General features: G+C 37.0%; 17 protein-coding genes. 9 read left to right on the forward strand and 8 right to left on the reverse strand.

Translation table 11 applies throughout. From position 1 onward, the window contains the following. The first annotated feature begins 9 nt into the window (after positions 1–9). On the forward strand, positions 10–1020 hold the full coding sequence (gene gap / locus FBR08_RS02420; protein ID WP_158961242.1) for a type I glyceraldehyde-3-phosphate dehydrogenase: 1011 nt from the start codon (positions 10–12) through the stop codon (positions 1018–1020). A 205-nt stretch (positions 1021–1225) separates the two neighbouring features. Here the strand turns inward: gap and yajC are convergent, their stop codons facing one another. From yajC to FBR08_RS02440, 4 genes are all read right to left on the reverse strand, one after another. Further along, a complete protein-coding gene (gene yajC, locus FBR08_RS02425; RefSeq protein ID WP_158961243.1) occupies positions 1226–1501 on the reverse strand; it encodes a preprotein translocase subunit YajC in 276 nt (91 codons plus the stop codon). A 20-nt stretch (positions 1502–1521) separates the two neighbouring features. After that, positions 1522–1974, reverse strand: coding sequence for a DUF1573 domain-containing protein (locus tag FBR08_RS02430; protein WP_158961244.1), 453 nt, complete (start codon positions 1972–1974; stop codon positions 1522–1524). Positions 1975–2004: 30 nt separating this feature from the next. Continuing rightward, complete coding sequence (gene nusB / locus FBR08_RS02435) at positions 2005–2946, reverse strand: transcription antitermination factor NusB (RefSeq protein ID WP_158961245.1); 942 nt, start codon at positions 2944–2946, stop codon at positions 2005–2007. 267 nt (positions 2947–3213) lie between these two features. After that, positions 3214–4038, reverse strand: coding sequence for a siderophore-interacting protein (locus FBR08_RS02440; protein WP_158961246.1), 825 nt, complete (start codon positions 4036–4038; stop codon positions 3214–3216). 241 nt (positions 4039–4279) lie between these two features. Between FBR08_RS02440 and udk the strand changes: the two genes are divergently transcribed. The 6 genes from udk (at position 4280) to FBR08_RS02470 (ending at position 10097) form a co-directional block, all read left to right on the forward strand. Continuing rightward, complete coding sequence (gene udk, locus FBR08_RS02445) at positions 4280–4888, forward strand: uridine kinase (RefSeq protein ID WP_158961247.1); 609 nt, start codon at positions 4280–4282, stop codon at positions 4886–4888. Positions 4889–4918: 30 nt separating this feature from the next. Then, a complete protein-coding gene (locus FBR08_RS02450) occupies positions 4919–5242 on the forward strand; it encodes an FtsB family cell division protein (protein ID WP_158961248.1) in 324 nt (107 codons plus the stop codon). Positions 5243–5260: 18 nt separating this feature from the next. Beyond that, on the forward strand, positions 5261–6619 hold the full coding sequence (locus tag FBR08_RS02455; RefSeq protein WP_158961249.1) for a methylmalonyl-CoA mutase family protein: 1359 nt from the start codon (positions 5261–5263) through the stop codon (positions 6617–6619). An 11-nt stretch (positions 6620–6630) separates the two neighbouring features. After that, positions 6631–8067 carry a methylmalonyl-CoA mutase family protein gene (locus tag FBR08_RS02460; RefSeq protein ID WP_158961250.1) on the forward strand — a complete coding sequence of 479 codons (1437 nt, stop codon included), beginning with the start codon at positions 6631–6633 and terminating at the stop codon, positions 8065–8067. Positions 8068–8175: 108 nt separating this feature from the next. Next, entirely contained in the window at positions 8176–9417 is a 1242-nt protein-coding gene (locus FBR08_RS02465; protein ID WP_158961251.1) for a DEAD/DEAH box helicase, read from the forward strand. A 20-nt stretch (positions 9418–9437) separates the two neighbouring features. Beyond that, positions 9438–10097 (forward strand): SanA/YdcF family protein, encoded by a 660-nt coding sequence (locus FBR08_RS02470; RefSeq protein WP_158961252.1) that lies wholly within the window; start codon positions 9438–9440, stop codon positions 10095–10097. A gap of 31 nt (positions 10098–10128) precedes the next feature. On the opposite strand, the gene feoB is transcribed toward FBR08_RS02470, so the two are convergent. The 3 genes from feoB to recR all read right to left on the reverse strand — a co-directional run bounded on the left by feoB (position 10129) and on the right by recR (position 13363). Further along, the gene (gene feoB, locus FBR08_RS02475; RefSeq protein ID WP_158961253.1) at positions 10129–12309 is read right to left on the reverse strand and encodes a ferrous iron transport protein B; all 2181 of its coding nucleotides are present in this window, start codon (positions 12307–12309) and stop codon (positions 10129–10131) included. A gap of 20 nt (positions 12310–12329) precedes the next feature. Beyond that, positions 12330–12563 (reverse strand): FeoA family protein, encoded by a 234-nt coding sequence (locus FBR08_RS02480; protein WP_158961254.1) that lies wholly within the window; start codon positions 12561–12563, stop codon positions 12330–12332. Between the two features lie 179 nt (positions 12564–12742). Further along, a complete protein-coding gene (gene recR / locus FBR08_RS02485) occupies positions 12743–13363 on the reverse strand; it encodes a recombination mediator RecR (RefSeq protein WP_158964139.1) in 621 nt (206 codons plus the stop codon). A gap of 194 nt (positions 13364–13557) precedes the next feature. Between recR and FBR08_RS02490 the strand changes: the two genes are divergently transcribed. Beyond that, positions 13558–15057, forward strand: a complete 1500-nt coding sequence (locus FBR08_RS02490) for a sodium:solute symporter (protein WP_158961255.1) — start codon at positions 13558–13560, stop codon at positions 15055–15057. Here the strand turns inward: FBR08_RS02490 and FBR08_RS02495 are convergent. After that, entirely contained in the window at positions 15037–15396 is a 360-nt protein-coding gene (locus FBR08_RS02495) for a CoA-binding protein (protein ID WP_158961256.1), read from the reverse strand. The genes FBR08_RS02490 and FBR08_RS02495 overlap by 21 nt on opposite strands. Before the next feature lie 166 nt (positions 15397–15562). Between FBR08_RS02495 and FBR08_RS02500 the strand changes: the two genes are divergently transcribed. Continuing rightward, positions 15563–16252, forward strand: coding sequence for an OmpW/AlkL family protein (locus tag FBR08_RS02500; RefSeq protein WP_158961257.1), 690 nt, complete (start codon positions 15563–15565; stop codon positions 16250–16252). The last annotated feature ends 107 nt before the right edge of the window (positions 16253–16359 follow it).

Below are 16359 nucleotides of genomic sequence, written 5' to 3' on the forward strand. Positions count from 1 at the left end.
TTACAACCAATGAAAAAAATTAAAGTTGCAATTAATGGATTTGGACGCATTGGTCGAAATCTATTCAAATTATTGCTCAATCATCCTGTCATTGAAGTTGTTGCTATAAACGATTTAGCAGATGTGCAAACCATGGCGCATTTAGTCAAATACGACAGTATTCACGGTATCTTACAAGCGGATGTATCGTATGATGACAATCACCTGATTATCAATCAACAGAAAATACCTTATTTCAGTTCAAAGGCTATTGCAGCCTTACCTTGGGCGAGCTTAGACATTGATTATGTAATAGAGGCAACAGGAAAACGCAAGACAACAGCTTTACTCGAAGAGCATATTAAACAAGGGGCCAAACGCGTTATTTTATCAGTTCCTCCAGAGGATAATGAAATCAAGACCATTGTTTTGGGAGTAAACGAACACATCTTAACTGGAGAGGAATTAATCATTTCCAATGCAAGTTGTACAACAAACAATGCAGCTCCAATGGTCAAGATTATCAAAAAGCTATGTGGTATGGAACAGGCTTATATCACAACAGTACACTCCTATACGACCGATCAAAGTTTACACGACCAACCACATAAAGATTTAAGAAGAGCACGGGGAGCAGCTCAATCTATTGTTCCTACAACTACAGGAGCAGCAAAAGCACTCACGAAGATTTTCCCCGAATACGAAGGAAAAATCGGCGGTGGCGGAATTCGAGTTCCCGTTCCCGATGGATCATTGACCGACATTACGTGTTATGTAAAAAGAGAAATAACCATTGAGGAAATCAATCAAGCCTTCAAAGATGCGGCAGAAAATGAATTAAAAGGTATTTTAGCCTATACTGAAGATCCTATTGTTTCTGTAGACATCATTGGCAATACCCATTCTTGTCTCTTTGATTCTCAGCTAACTTCTGTTATTGATCGCATGGTTAAAGTTGTTGGATGGTATGACAATGAAATTGGGTATTCTTCCCGTTTGATTGATTTGATTCTATATTTTGAATCGATTAAAAAAGATTAACCCTGCCATGACAAGCTGAACTTGTCTCTTGAAGCCATTCTTCAGCGTATGGACTTGGAAATTCATTTAACAAAGCGAAGTCGCATTGAAAAATGCCTATTCCACTGATTCTTGTAGGAATCGATTTCCAAAATAAATATATAATACAAAAAATGGGCATTGCTTTCGCAATACCCATTTTTTGTATTATATATACGAAGTATAATTATTTTTTCTCTTGAAGCTTTTGGCTCATATCCATAGAAATAGCAGAACGCTCCATTAAAAGTTTTCCTGCCATTGTCTCTACAACAACTGTTAATTCATTTAACTCAGCAATTCTTCCGTGTAAACCTGATTTAGTTACGATACGATCTCCTACTTTCAGACTAGCTTCGTATGTCTTTTCTTGTTTCACTTTCTTTTGTTGCGGACGAATCATAAAGAAATAAATCGCAACAAAGATGAAAATCATAGGTAAAAATTGTTGTATACCTTCCATAAAATATAAGTATTTAAAAATTAGTTTGCTGGAGAAACGTTAGCTTTAATCGTAAGTAACTCCTCTCCTTTTTCTGTATTCGTTGTTAAAGTAACCGTTTTCTGTTGTTGTCCAACAGCTCCAGTTTGAAATCTAACTTTTAGCTTCGATTTTTCTCCTGGTTTAATTGGTGTTTTTTGATATTCCGGAACAGTACATCCACAAGTAGCACGAGCGTCAATAATAACTAAATCTGCATCTCCAGTATTTGTAAATTCAAATTCTGTCTCTACCGCTTCGTTATTTCCGATTGTTCCAAAATCATGTGCAAGAGATACAAATTCCATTTTTGGACTACCTTGTGTCTTTTTATCGATAGTTTCTTGTTCGATTTTAGCAACGCTATCTTCACTAATACGACTTGATGCGTCATTTTTTTTACAAGCTGTCAAGGTCAACAAAGCTACACAAGACAACATAAATACGTTTTTCATTTCAGTTATAGTTATTATGGTTAATTCGTCTTATAAAAGTCCTTTTCCAATTTTATTCAATCGACCTTGAGCTTCAAGTTCTTTTGAAATATTATCAAGAATACCGTTGATAAATATACTACTTTTTGGTGTAGAATACTCTTTCACAACCTCTAAATATTCATTTATTGTAACTTTTACAGGGATAGAAGAAAAACGCAACATCTCGCAAATAGCCATTTTTAAAACTACAATATCAATAGTAGCGATACGTTCTATATCCCAATTTGGTGTTTTACCATCGTATTCTTTTGCTAATTCAGCACCATTTAAAAACGTTCTACGGAACAAATCCTGAGCAAAATCCTTGTCTTCTGCATCTTTAAAAACTTTAGGAACAAAAAATGCTTGCTCAACATTTTTCAATTGTCTTACTTGCTTTTGAATTAACGTATTTACCACGGGTAAATCATCTACCCAAGTCAATTTAGTATCTTCTAAAAAGTCATATAACTTTTCATTTGGCGCAATAATTTCCGTGTATACATTCACGATAAAATCTTGATCTTCTTGAAAAGAACGCGTCGTCGATTTCATGTAGTTCTTATACAGCTCACTTGCTTTGATTTCATCTAATACCAACTGAACATAATGATCCTTTCTTTGCCAATACGTCATATTTCGCTCTTCCACTTTATTGCTAATAGAAGTAGAATTACTCAATAACTCAAGCACTTGGTTTTCGATAAATTTCTTGTTTGGATTGCGTTCTTCGTAAGTAGCTAAATGTTTTTTCTGAGAAATTTCGATATATTCTTCTTCTTTTTTTCGAATTTCTATCAGGAGGGTTAGCATCAATAAATACAACTCTTGTATACTATCCATGCTGTGGTTTAAAAATTTCTCACCCGTTTGAATTTGGTCAGAATTACTTTGGTGCAACGCATAAAGCGTCTGCATAACCTTGATACGAATGTGTCTTCGATTTAACATGCTACTAAAGAACTTAAAATGATTTGAATTTTTATTTCAGCCGACAAAGGTAAGAAATATTATTTCTTATCAAACTAAATAATGCAATTCATGCTTTAGATTTAACTTGATTTTAAAATCTCCGTTCCATACCAACGGATTAGCAAGATTAAAACAAAAAAACGAGGCCTTCAAACCTCGTTTTTCGATTAAATCAAAGGCAATAAATGATGAATCTACCTTTTGTAATGACAATAACAACATGTAGGTAGGTATTGCATTTTATTGTTAGTCGATACTTGCTTTTTCTGCGCGTCGATCTGCTTCTGATACATTTTCTGCTTTTCCGAACTTCCAATAGGAATAAGCATACAGCTCATCCTTTGTCCAATTTTTCTCTTTGCGCAAGAAGTTGCGCAATAGCTTTACATTGGAAAATTCCGCAGCTACATAAGCGAATTTTGATTCCATTTCTCCTTGTGCTTCAATATAAGCCAAGGCTTTTTCTGCTAATATTGTATTTTGACCTGGTGTTGAATTGACAATCCACTCAATGTCTACTTGCGCTTTTGTTTGTAAAGGCTGAATATCTTCTTGTGTTTCTACTTCAATAAATGCCTTCACTTGTGCTGTAGCTACGACATCTTCTAAAATAGCCCCCAATACAGGAATAGCCGTAGCATCTCCTACTAAAATGTACCGATCGGCTTGCGGATATAATTCAGATGCTTCCGTTCCCATTGCCACGCCCAATTCTGCACCAATTGGCGCTTGAATTGCCCATTTAGAAGCGGGTCCTTCATCACCGTGTGCAACGAAATCTACGTATAATTCATTTTTTTCTAGATCAATTCCCCTATGGGTATAAGTTCTAACACTCGGACGAATCGCTTCATCCATCGGTACCCATTGCCCCTTTTCAGAATCAAACTCAGGCAGGTACACTCGTTCACATCCCTCAGGAGCTAAAAATATTTTATTGTTTACCCCAATTGTTGTGCGGTTAAACTTTTGTGCGTCTTTTCCCTCTAGTGTAATGCGGATGTAATGTGGAGTAATATAAGTTCTTTCTTTTAGTGTAAATATTCCTCGATCTACAGTTTTCTTAGCCATATACCCTTAATTTATTTATAAAATCAATTGCTCTATCTATCAAGATACAAAGCAAATATACTTTTTTTAAATTAGATTAAGTTTAAATAGCACATCAATCTTCCATTCATCCAATAAAATCCCTCTTTCACCCCATTGTCTTTATCGACCTTATAAAAACAAAGAAGTTGGCGCTAAATATAAAAAATGTTTTTCCTCTCTTTGATTAATGTTTATTTTTGCTAAAAATATAGAAACAAACATGTTAATTATTGGAATTGCAGGCGGTACAGGAAGTGGAAAAACAACCGTAGTTCATCAAATCATGAACGAACTACCTGAAACAGAAGTAGGTATTATATCGCAAGACTCGTATTACAAAGCGACAGACAATCTCAGTTTAGAGGAAAGAACCTTAATCAACTTTGATCATCCTAGATCCATTGATTTCGAATTATTGGTTCAACACTTAAAAGAGCTAAAAGAAGGAAAGAGTGTGAATCAACCTGTTTATTCTTTTGTGAAACACAACAGAACAGATGATTATATCTTGACTCATCCTAGGAAAGTAATGATTGTAGAAGGAATCTTAATTTTGTGTAATCCAGAATTACGAGCATTATGCGACATCAAAATTTTTGTTCACGCCGACTCTGATGAACGTTTAATCCGTCGATTAAAACGCGATATAGCCGAACGCGGACGCGATATGATTGAGGTTCTAAACCGTTATCAAAACACATTAAAACCGATGCACGATCAGTTTATTGAGCCATCAAAAGCTTATGCTGATATTATTATTCCCAACGATACTTACAATACCGTAGCAATTGATATTGTTCGCACTGTAATTAATGAGAAAATAGGTTAACTTTATACCAAATAAATAACAATCAAGCCAATGGATTCAAAAAGCATGCTTCGCAAACTGAGATACATCCGAATAGTGAAAAACCCGTTTTTTTTAATCACTGTTGGCTTCATTGTTTGGATTGTTTTCTTTGACAGCTATTCTCTTATTGAACACCATACCATCGATCAAGAGATAGATAAATTAGAAGAGCGTAGAGACTATTTTCAAAGTGAAATAGACAAAGACAAGCAAGCCATCAAGAATTTAAAAGACGGTGATGCAACTGAAAAATACGCCAGAGAGAAATACTATATGAAGCGAGATAATGAAGATATTTTTATTATTGAATTCGATACATTATCTACCCCATAAACTTGAGGTCTTATCACTATGAATCATACACTTTTCGAGCCATTCCATTCTATTCCATCGAAACAATGGAAAAATAGAATTCAATATGAACTAGCGGGGGCCGATTATAATACAACCCTTGTTTGGGAAAGTTTGGAAGGCATTAAAGTGCGTCCTTTTTACCATGCGCAGGACGGGGAATCAATTCCCGTTGTCACGCAAACAACGCAATGGCGTATTCTTCAATCAATTTACATTTACGATGTAGAAAAAACCATTCAAAATGCACTAGCTTCTATACAGAAAGGAACTGAAACTATCTATTTTACAGTCCCTCATGTCAAGATTGACTTGATTGAACTACTCCTTGCTTTACCTCAACAAATCGTCTATTTTTTTAGATTTGATTTTTTAGATGAACCTTATATCACACGTATCTCCCAGTGGGCAAAGCAACAGCAGTATACAATACATCTAGTTGTCGACCCTATTCATCAACTAGTTACTGATGGTAATTGGTTTCACGGTGTGACACAGGATTTCAACACCCTCGAGGCACTAGTGAAGCAAAAGGATATACAACTCCTGATTGATACAAAAACATATCAAAATGCCGGAGCAACTATTGTACAACAAGTTGCATATGCCTGTGCACATTTACATGAATATCTCGCGCGAATAACCTTCCTAGAACAGCCAATCTTTGTGGAAGTAGCTGTAGGTGCCAATCATTTTTTTGAAATAGCCAAACTCAAAGCTTTGCGTATGCTATTTGATTTGATTGGGCGTGAATATACAGAACATCCACTGGATATTAGAATTCTTGCCATACCCACGAAGCGAAATAAAACAGTTTATGCCTCAAAAATTAATCAAATGCGCACGGCAACAGAATGTATGAGTGCCATTTTAGGAGGCGCGGATTACGTTGGCAATTTACCTTATGATGTATTATATAGAAAAGACAATTTTGCAAGTCAACAAATGGCGCGAAATCAGCTATTGATACTCAAAGAAGAAAGTCATGTCAATGCGGTTGACAATCCAACGGAAGGTGCGTATTACCCAACGTATCTCGCCAAGCAAATTGCAGAAAAAGCCTTGGATATTTTCAAACAAATTGAAAAAGCAGAAGGCTTGATTACTTCCTTACACCAAGGAACGATTCAGCGAAAAGTCAATGAATCTGCAACAAAAGAACAAGAATTATTTCAAGCCAATCAAGAAGTTTTAGTTGGAATTAATGCCTTAGCAAGTGCTAGAGAGCAGCTTCATGCGCAAATGGAATTGTATCCTTTTGTCAAACAGAATCCACGTAAAACGTTGATTGTTCCATTAATTGAAAGACGCTTAGCTGAAATAATAGAACAAAAAAGATTAACAGAGGAAATTAAATAAGTGTAACACGTATGAAAAGAAAGGATGTACAACATTTGAATTTGAATTCTACTTCATTCAATACAGCATCAACGCCCTCTGTTAGTACGACCATCGAAGGCATGGTCATCCAACAAAAATACGAAAAAGAGGATATCGAAGCTTTAGATGCTGTGGATTTTGCCGCTGGTTTTGCCCCTTATGTCAGAGGAATATCTCCGTTGATGTATGTACAACAACCATGGGAGATTCAACTCCTTCCTGCTACAAATCAATTGGAAGCAGGCAATATCTCTTATCGCAAACAAATAGCATTAGGACAAAAGCATCTTCTTTTCGACCTATCCCCTTCTACTTCAGCAGGAGGATTTAGCATTCACACCGTGGAAGATGTCAAAATACTAATCGATCAACTGCCTTTGGCGGAAATAACGGCTACTATCCGCACCAATGAAGCACTATTACCGCTCTTGGCTATGTATATTGTCGCTGCGCAAGAACAAGGCATTGATACAAAATTTTTACGCGGAAATCTTCAATATGATGCATTTGATTTCGCACCGAATACGATTACTCCACTGCACAAAGCTATTCTCGACAGTTTAGATTATACCTATCAACATATGCCGCATTTTAAGGTATTATCTCTTTCGAATCACCATTTAAAAAAGAAAAAACTCAGCGCGGATCAAGAGATTGCGTATAGTTTAGCTCAGGGATTGACCTATATTAAATCGGGAGTAAGCGAAAAAATTCCAATTGACTATATAGCCTCACAGGTTACATTTTCTTGGTATACGGGGGTGAATTACTTTATGGAAATAGCCAAAATGAGAGCAACTCGCTGGCTTTGGTCGAGATTAGTTCATTCTTTTCATCCAAAGAGCGAACAATCCCTAGCCTTAACGATTCAAACCCAAACCGAGCGCTGGGGAGCCGATACAAAAGACGATTTAACACGCGTTACAACAGCTTCAACTACTGCTGTTTTTGGTGGTACACAAGCATTGGCTATCGCTTTTGACCATACCGCTTATGGGGAACATACCGCTTTACAACTGCATCAATTTATGCAAGAAGAAATGAAGGCAACTAAGACGGTAGATCCTTGGGCAGGTAGTTATTATGTAGAACACACCACCTTAGCCCTTGCAGAAAAAGCATGGAATATCTTAGAAGAAATTTGCCCTACAGACGATCTTGTTGCTATCTCACTTCAAAAAGAGCATGAGACTCAACAACAACAAAATGGTGACACAACAGCTTTTTTTCCCGACACCATGCAGAAGGAACGTCAAGCCGTAATTAAGGTAGAACGCGATACACAAAAAGTAGAATGGGCATTAACTCAATTAACTCAAGGAGTATCCAATCCAACCCATAATTTATTGGCCTTGGCAATTGAGGCGGTGAAAGTGCGAGCTACAACGGAAGAGATTCAACGCGCTTTATTTTCAAATCCATCCTAACAAACTAATAAACAATAAATTAAAAACATTAACCCCTCCTTTTTTAGGTGATATTCTGTTAGTTATCTTCAAATCGCGTACCTTTGTATGATATTATAAATAGCGATTATGACATTTGAAGATTTACAGCTTAATAAAAATATTTTACGCGCCATTGGGGAACTTGATTATCAATCTCCTACACCTATTCAAGAAAAGGTAATTCCCCTGGTCTTACAAGAAAAGGATGTCATTGGTTGTGCCCAAACGGGAACAGGAAAAACCGCTGCTTTTGCCATGCCTATTTTGCATTATCTTCATCGCTTAGGCAATACCAAACGCACGAAGAATGCGCGCGTATTAGTGGTAACACCAACCCGAGAATTAGCCCAGCAAATCGCAGATAACTTTGCGCTTTACGCAAAATACACTAACGCTACCTTAATGACTATCTATGGAGGCGTATCGAGTAAACCTCAAATTGAACAATTAAACAAAGGAGCTGATATTATTATCGGTACTCCTGGGCGTTTGTTGGATCTATACAAGCAAAAACACCTTGATTTGGATCACATTCATTGCTTGGTACTCGATGAGGCAGATTTAATGTTAGACATGGGATTCATTGACGATGTAAAAAAACTCATCCAATTGACGCCAGATACCAGACAAACGCTTTTGTTTTCAGCAACGATGCCTTTACCTATTCGAGAACTGGCACATGAATTCTTAAAAAAAACAGAATATGTAGTTGTTGATGCTATTTCATCTAGTGCAAAAACGGTGAAACAACAGGTGTATTTTGTTGAAAAAGGAGAGAAGAAAAAACTATTATATCACCTTATACGCAATCAAAAATTAAGCGATGTATTAGTCTTTACTCGCACCAAACACGGAGCTGATGCTGTGGTAGAAGCTTTAGAAAAAAATGGAATTAACGCCGCTGCTTTTCACGGAGATAAATCGCAAAACTTACGACAAGAAGCCTTGGATAGCTTCAAGAAAAAAGACACAACAGTATTAGTGGCTACAGATATCGCAGCAAGGGGAATTGACATTGACTCTCTGCCCATTGTTATCAATTACGATTTACCGAATATTCCCGAAACTTTTGTACACCGCATTGGACGTACAGGAAGAGCGGGGAATGAAGGATTAGCGATTTCCTTTTGTGATAAATCAGAGAAAAAATATTGGGAAGATATTGTAAAATTCACGCGTACTCAACCCAAAATAGTAACCGATCACCCTTTTCCTTGGAAAGAAGAACCTAAAAAAGGAGAAGCGACACCTAAAAAGGATTATCGCAATAAAAACGCCAATTCTCGAAAATCAGAGAATTCAAAGAAAAATAAAAAACGTTGGTATTAATCTTCTTGTAATTCAAAAGCATGAAAAGACTACTTCTAGGGGTACTCTTGGTAGGAGTTCTCCTATTCACTTTTATCTGGTGGGCGAATACACAGGTTGCATCCAGTACAAAAGATCAACTTTTTAACGACATAGACAGTCTTCCGCATCATAAAGTAGGAATGGTTTTAGGGACCTCAAAACATCTTTCTGGCGGACAACTCAATTACTATTTTACCTATCGCATGGAAGCAACAGCACAATTGTATCACGCGGGTAAAATTGATTTCATTGTAGTCAGTGGCGATAACAGTCATGCGGGGTATAACGAACCGAAAGACATGGAAGAAGCATTGATTGAACGCGGTATTCCCAAAGATCGAATCTATTTGGATTATGCCGGTTTTAGAACGTTGGATTCTGTTTATCGCATGCAAGCCATATTCAATGAAGAAGCTTTTACCATCATTTCACAGCCGTTTCACAATGAAAGAGCAGTTTACATTGCCAATCATTTAGGGTTAAAAACCATAGGATTTAATGCCCAAGATGTTACGCGTAAGTATGGATTCAAAACCCTATTGCGCGAAAAATTTGCAAGAGTTAAAGTATTACTCGATCAATTGATTGATAAAAAACCAAAATATTTAGGCCCACAAATTCTCATTGGAGAAGGGTTAAAACAAGAAAAAGTCGAGTAGTTTACTCGACTTTTTTATTTATTGTCTTTCCTTAAGTGAATAACTGCCAAATTTGGGTAACCATAAAACAAACAATTAATCCAAATACAATAGGCAAAACAGAAGCCACTGTGGTCCACTTTACGCTATGCGTTTCTTTGTAAATGGTATAGATAGTTGTACTACACGGATTATGCAACAAACTAAACAGCATGAGGTTGACTCCCGTTAAGGTTGTCCAGCCAGCCATTTGTAGTATCGTGGCAATCTCTCCATCTGAAACCTCAAACATCACTCCTGCTCCTTCCCCCAACGTGGCATCACCCAATACCATAGCCGTGAGCATTAAAATCGTGGGAATCACAATCTCATTAGCTGGAATGGCTACAATATATGCCAATAGGATCACCCCGTTTAATCCAATAATTACTGCAAAAGGATTCATCCCTTCAATCATCCATAAGGCTATGCTTTTATCTGCAATGTCAATATTACAAACCAACCAAATAAGCGCTCCAGCAGGTGCTGCAAAAACAACAGCACGCCAAAGTACAATTAAGGTTCGATCAATCAAAGACGTATAAACCGTTTGCCATACTCTTGGAGGGCGATAAGGCGGTAATTCTAACGTGAAAAACGAAGCTTCTCCTTTTAACATCGTTTTTGACAGTAACCACGAGGTAAAAAACGTGAAGGAAATACCCAAAACGACAATGCCAACTACTGCTAAAGTAGAAACTGTAGGTGCCATATATTTGGGTACTAGCGCACCGATAAAAATAGTTGCCATCAAAATTTGCGTCGGCCAACGTCCATTACACAGCGAAAAGTTATTGGTTATAATTGCAATTAACTTCTCACGTGGGCTATTTATAATTCGCGTAGCAACAACACCGGCGGCATTACAACCAAATCCCATACTCATGGTCAAAGCTTGTTTGCCATGAGCGCCTGCTCCTTTAAAAATTCGATCCAGGTTAAAAGCAACTCGAGGTAAATATCCAAAGTCCTCTAACAGTGTAAATAAAGGAAAAAAGATTGCCATGGGAGGTAACATTACTGCAATCACCCAAGCCGTTGCTAAGTATATACCATCAATTAAAAAACCGGACAACCACCAAGGGAAATTCAGGTGAATCGCTCCTTCCTTTAAAAAGGGATACAGTTGATCCAAAAGCAAATAAGACAAAGCACTAGAAGGATAATTTGATCCGACGATCGTCAACCAAAGTACACCGCCAAGTAATAAAAGCATTAGTGGAAATCCCAAGCTTTTACTCGTTACCACCCGATCAATCATACGATCAATTCGGAAAGCCCGTTGATTTTCATCTGCTTGAACACGTCCTTTTACTATTTTAGAAACTTGTGCAAAAATAGCACTGGCGACATTATCGGAATAATCTAGTCCAAGGGTTTCATTATATTTTTTTGCTTTTGCTACAAGGGGTTCCACTTGTTTTTCCGTTATAAGTGGAGATAAGGTTCCACTAGCTAAAGCTGTTTGAATACTGGCATCTTGCTGAATCAAACGCATGGCAATCCACGATACGCTAGGCAAATTGGCATCTAAAGTATTTAAATCCGCCGCTACATCCTGAACTGCTTTTCTCGATGCACCAGTAATCCCCGTTATATTCTTTTGCTCCGCTACAAATTTTCCAGTCGCAACTTGATCAATAGCATGTAAGAGATCAGTGATGCCCTCTTTATTTCTCGCTGATGTTGGAATTACGGGAACACCGAGATCGCGAGACAACCCTCGCACATCAATTTCTACCCCATGGCGTTTCGCTTCATCCATTAGATTCAAACAAACCACTACTTTTGTGGTTATCTCTTGAATTTGAATGACTAAACTCAAATGGCGTTCCAATCTTCCGGCATCAACAACAACTACGGTCACATCAGGCTCTCCAAATAAAATGTAATCCCGTGCTACCTCTTCGTCCTCTGAAGTAGACATCAAAGAATAGGTTCCAGGTAAATCAACTAATCGATAGGTTTGATCTCCATAGGAAAAACTCCCTTCTGCTCGAGTTACTGTTTTTCCAGGCCAGTTTCCTGTATGCTGTTTAAGTCCTGTAAGTGCATTAAATAAGGTGCTTTTTCCTGTATTGGGATTTCCTGCCAAAGCAATCGCATAATCGTATTTGCCCGATAGGCTTCCCAATTTTTTTAAATCGGCCGCTTTATTTAAATCACATAAGTCACAGGCTGAATGTGTCGTCATATCCTTTCCTTTCTTCTAAATTATAACGCTGTCTCCAACAACACCATTTGTGCATCTTCCCTGCGCAGCGAGATAATTGTATTGTAAATAGAATAAGCTACCGGATCTTTTAAGGGACTAATGCTATGCACAGCAATTGTAGCACCTGCCACAAATCCTAAATCGAGAAATCGCTGATGTACTTCTTTAGGGCACTCTTTTGCAATTCCCTTTATAATACCTTTATTCCCTAATTTTAAATCCGATAAATTCATTCTCTCTTCTTGTTTAGATATGCAAAATTACAAAATTAGACAAGCCTAACAATAATTTTAGCGTAATTTATAATTTATACAAATAAAAAAGAATAGCGAACCTAGACGAAAACACATAACGAGCCTATCATTCTCATTCTATTCGTCTTACAAAAAACATAAAAAATTAAAAAGGATATTTAAATCGCTTTAAATGCACTTTCAAAAGGAACACGATGAACTAAACTGCGCCCTAAAGTAACTTCATCCGCATATTCTAACTCATCACCGACGGCAATTCCTCTTGCAATAGTTGAGGTAATCACGTCACAATCTTTGATTTGCTTATAAATATAGAAGTTAGTCGTATCCCCATCCATCGTAGAGCTCAAAGCAAAAATCAACTCTTTTACAGTTCCACTTTTCACTTTTTCCACTAAAGATTGGATATTCAGTTGACTAGGTCCAACCCCGTCAATAGGAGATATTTTTCCTCCTAACACGTGGTATATTCCCTTGAACAATTGCGTATTTTCCAAAGCCATTACATCGCGCACATCCTCCACCACACAGATAACTTGATGATCGCGAGACGGATTAGAGCAAATTTCACAACTTGCTGCATCAGAAATATTGTGACAACTTGTACAATAACCAATTTCACGGCGCATCTTATCCAATGCCACAACCAAACGAGACGTTTGTTCTTCCGGTTGTTTTAATAAATGCAAAGCCAATCGCAAAGCCGTACGCTTGCCAATTCCAGGCAGTTGAGAAATTTCTTCTACTGCTTTTTCTAATAATTTTGAAGGAAAATCCATGGGGGCAAAGATATGAAATATACAACTATTTTCCATATTTCTCCCCTATGCAATCGGTGAATCCCTTCTTTTCTTACGTATAAAACACCGCAGATGACCTAAGTTCTTTCGCTATTTAATACTAGACCATAAGAGCGAATACACAAAATTTACTTACTTTTGATTTTCTTGAATGACCTAATAATACGTGCACTATGACACCGATCACTATCATCATCATTATCGCTATCTACTTTGGAATACTCATTGGTATTTCTCAGTTAACGAGTAAAAAGGACAGTAGCAATGATGCTTTTTTTAGTGCAAACAAAAATGCGAAATGGTATTTAGTTGCCTTTGGAATGATTGGCACCGCCCTCTCTGGGGTTACTTTTATCTCAGTTCCTGGCGAAGTAGGTTCTCCCAATGGAGAACAGTTCAAGTATTTTCAGTTCATCTTGGGAAATGCTGTTGGTTTTATTATCACAGCTGCCGTACTACTCCCCTTGTATTACAAGTATAATTTAGTTTCTATTTATACCTACATCGAAAAGAAATTAGGCCTTTATAGCTACAAAAGTGCGGCTTCTATTTTCTTACTCAGTAGAACAATCGGCTCAGCCTTTCGCCTCTACCTCGTAGTGATTGTTTTACAGCGCTATGTGTTTGATTACTTTGGCGTTCCCTTTTTTGCAACGGTACTAATTGCGCTCTTGCTCATCTACGCTTATACGTATAAAGGAGGTTTGAAAACAATTATTATCACCGATTCACTACAAACCTTTTTCTTAGTATCCTCTGTTATCTTGACGATTATTTTCATCTGTCACCAATTGGATTTATCAGCTATTCAGGCATTTGAAGAGGTTAAAAACAGCAACTATTCCAAAATATTTTTCTTTGAGGATTTTATGGGTAGCCGCTATCACTTTATCAAACAATTCTTGGGAGGTATATTCGTTACCATTGCCATGGTTGGTTTGGATCAGGATTTAATGCAAAAGAATTTAAGTTGTAAAAACATCAAAGAAGCCCAAAAAAACATGTATTCGTTTACAGGAATATTCGTTATTATCAATCTTCTTTTCTTGGGAATTGGTGCCCTCCTGTATATTTACGCAAACAACCAAGGTATTGAAGTGCCCTTAGACGCCGTAACGCAAAAACCACGTACGGATTTACTATTTCCAGAGATAGCATTCAATCACTTATCCACGATTCCCGCGCTTATCTTTTTATTGGGACTAACAGCAGCTACTTTTGCCACGACAGATTCAGCTTTGACAGCTTTAACAACTTCCTTCTGCATTGATTTCTTACACATGGATAAAAACAAAGACAATCCAGCTAATGTATGGAGAAGAAAACTAGTGCACTTTGGATTTTCTATCTTGATGTTTTTAGTCATTATCCTGTTCAATGCGATCAATGACGCTTCAGTTGTCAGTATGATTTTTAAGATTGCTTCTTATACGTACGGTCCACTATTGGGATTATTCAGCTTTGCCATTCTATTTAAAAATCGCCAAGTGAAAGACAAATTAGTCCCTTACATTTGTTTGATTTCCCCTTTTGCCACCCTGTGGTTTAGCAACAAGGCAACTGATTTGTTGAATGGCTATGTTTTTGACAATGAATTAATCCTAGTCAATGCGCTGATTACCTTTATCCTATTACTTTGTATCAGCGCTAAATCAAAACTGATTCGTGCGTAGAAGTACTAACGTACACGCTTCTTCATACCCAATGTTATGACGAATTAATCGCTTGTAAAAATCAGAATTTTCCGTTCCAGGATTAAAAATTACGCGATTGGGTTTTAGTTGAATAATATAGTCGTAAAATTCTTCTTGTCTTTGCGGATTCAAATAGAGGGAAACCGTATCTATATCGGCATACATCTTCAGTTCTGTTTGAATATCTACATCCATGACTTGTCCTGCTCTCAAACCATGAGCTACGACAGGATGACCATATTCGCGTAGCATTCGAATCGCCTGATTCGAATAGCGCTCTTCTTTCAAAGAAGCACCTAAAACGATTGTTTTCTTCATGTTTTTTAGTCTTACCTATAAATATAATAAATTATCTTAAATAAAACAAATTCCCAACAAGATTAGAAGTTTATCCAAACAAAAACATAACACAATGATAAAAATCATGTTTTTATATTAAAAAAATAGATACATTTGTTAAAGTATAATTGTAATACAGATAACTATGAAAAAGCTATTTCTATCATTATTAGGAGCTGTTTTATTAATGGGTAACACGGCTACTGCTCAAGAAACACCTACAAACGAGAAAGAATCGTACAAATGGCAAGTACGCCTACGTGGTGTTGGTGTAATTCCTCACAACAGAGCGGAAATTGGAACTATTGGAGGACAAATCGATGTGAACAACAACTTCATTCCAGAGCTTGACTTTACGTATTTCTTTACAGAAAACATCGCTGCAGAATTAATCTTGGGTACTTCAAGACACACAGTTGGTACTTTAGGTTCTGATTTAACTGCTATTGATGGAGCTTCTAGTGCGAATGTAGATTTAGGAAGCGTATGGTTATTACCTCCTACATTAATGGTACAATACCACTATCCTGTAACCAATAACTTCAAACCGTATGTTGGGGTTGGGGTAAACTACACCATCTTCTATAACGAAAAATCAGGGGATGCTAAAGCTATTTCTTATGATAATAAATTTGGTTGGGGATACCAATTCGGATTTGATATTGACATCACGGATAAGTTCTTTATCAACGTTGACTTCAAAAAATTATTCTTGAAAACAGACGTAACAGTTGATGCTACAAACTTAAATCCTAAAGGAACACAATTAGATCTTCCTGCTAAAGTAAAAATTGACCCTATGTTGATTGGTTTTGGTGTAGGGATGCGTTTTTAATCATTCAATTAATTTTTTTTTATAAGATGTTCCCAACCAACTCTTGGTTGGGAACATTTTTTTTGCTCTTTCTTTTTGCCGACCTTTGCTTACTTCGTAAAACAAGC

It is taken from the genome of Myroides fluvii (assembly GCF_009792295.1).
GTDB lineage: Bacteria > Bacteroidota > Bacteroidia > Flavobacteriales > Flavobacteriaceae > Flavobacterium > Flavobacterium fluvii_A.